This window comes from Okeania sp. SIO2B9 (assembly GCF_010672505.1).
Taxonomy (GTDB): domain Bacteria; phylum Cyanobacteriota; class Cyanobacteriia; order Cyanobacteriales; family Microcoleaceae; genus Okeania; species Okeania hirsuta.
This window is the reverse complement of the sequence record NZ_JAAHGK010001672.1, coordinates 1-1,313: the sequence shown is the minus strand read 5'-3', so window position 1 is coordinate 1,313 and position 1,313 is coordinate 1. Positions and strand designations below refer to the sequence as shown.

Annotated in this window: 1 protein-coding gene; it reads right to left on the bottom strand. The window is 36.2% G+C overall.

Annotated features, from left to right (window positions below):
- Nucleotides 1–591 precede the first annotated feature (591 nt).
- Nucleotides 592–1,281, bottom strand: coding sequence for a metal ABC transporter ATP-binding protein (locus tag F6K13_RS33585; protein WP_287289994.1), 690 nt, complete (start codon nucleotides 1,279–1,281; stop codon nucleotides 592–594).
- Nucleotides 1,282–1,313 lie beyond the last annotated feature (32 nt).

The window sequence follows — 1,313 nt, the reverse complement described above, 5'->3', positions numbered from 1 at the left end:
TTAGTGTAATTGTTATTTTTCCTGGTAGTAAACTAGTCTATTGATTTTCTAATAAAGCTATAAAACAAATTATTTCACTGCCAAAAAGTCGTAAGTTATGCCGAATATTTCTGTTTTTAGGTAATTTCAAAATAGGATCGACTTTAGCGATATAAAGTATAATGTATATGCTAAAAGTACTAAATATTGTCCGGTTAAAAGCCCTGTAAAAAAAAGAATGCTACAAAAAGGTGCATATCGTTTAAAGATACTTAAAAAAAACCGATCCAATTAATTTTAGATGGTTATATATATATGATTTTTACTGATAACTGAATTCCGCAGTTCCGACCACAAGAGGCTAACTGAAATTACCTTTTTTTATTCAATCTTTCTTCCCTCTTCCTTCTTCCCTCTTCCTTACTTCTACCATTTGTAAAAAACATCGATATCCCTCAGTATAAAACCTAAATCCTACTAAAAAAATCGGGAATAATTACAGCATTTTTGAGGAAGGGCAAGATACTGTTTAATACTAATCTCTATTCCCTGTTCCCAATTCCCTATTCCTTAAACTCACAAAACTTTGTACCTTATAACTCCAAAACTGCTTTAAGCAATTTTCGCTAAAGGTTCTGAAAAGAAACCAACTTTACCTCCATAAGCACGATATAAATTTTCTTCCTGCAATACAACCTGCCGATCGCCCACAGCAATTAACTCTTTATTTAACAGAATCAAATCATCAAAATTAGTAATAGATTCCCCTAAATCATGATTAACGACTATGACAATTTTTCCAGAATTTGCTAATTCGTGAAAAATCCCAAAAATAATATTTTCGGTTTTCTGGTCAACCCCAACAAACGGTTCATCAAAACAAAAAATATCAGCTTCCTGAGCTAATGACCGTGCTAAAAATACCCGTTGCTGCTGACCGCCAGAAAGTTGACCAATAGGGCGATCGCGATAACCATCCATGCCTACTCTGGCCAACGCCTCCATCCCTATCTGCCGACTCACTGTAGAAAAGCGACGAAACCAACCTGTTTTTGCTACCCGTCCCATCATTACCACATCCCAGACAGTGGCCGGATAAGTCCAATCAATTTGCGACCTCTGAGGTACATAAGCAACTATTTTTAACTGCTCTGAAAGAGGTTTGTCATTATAGATAATAGAACCCTCACTTAAGGGAATTAACCCTAACATTCCCTTCAAGAGGGTACTTTTACCTGCGCCATTTGGTCCAATAATACCAGTTAATTTTCCTGCTTGTACTTGTAGGGTAATGTCTGGGATGTGGTAATGATGGGACGGGTAGCAAAAACAGG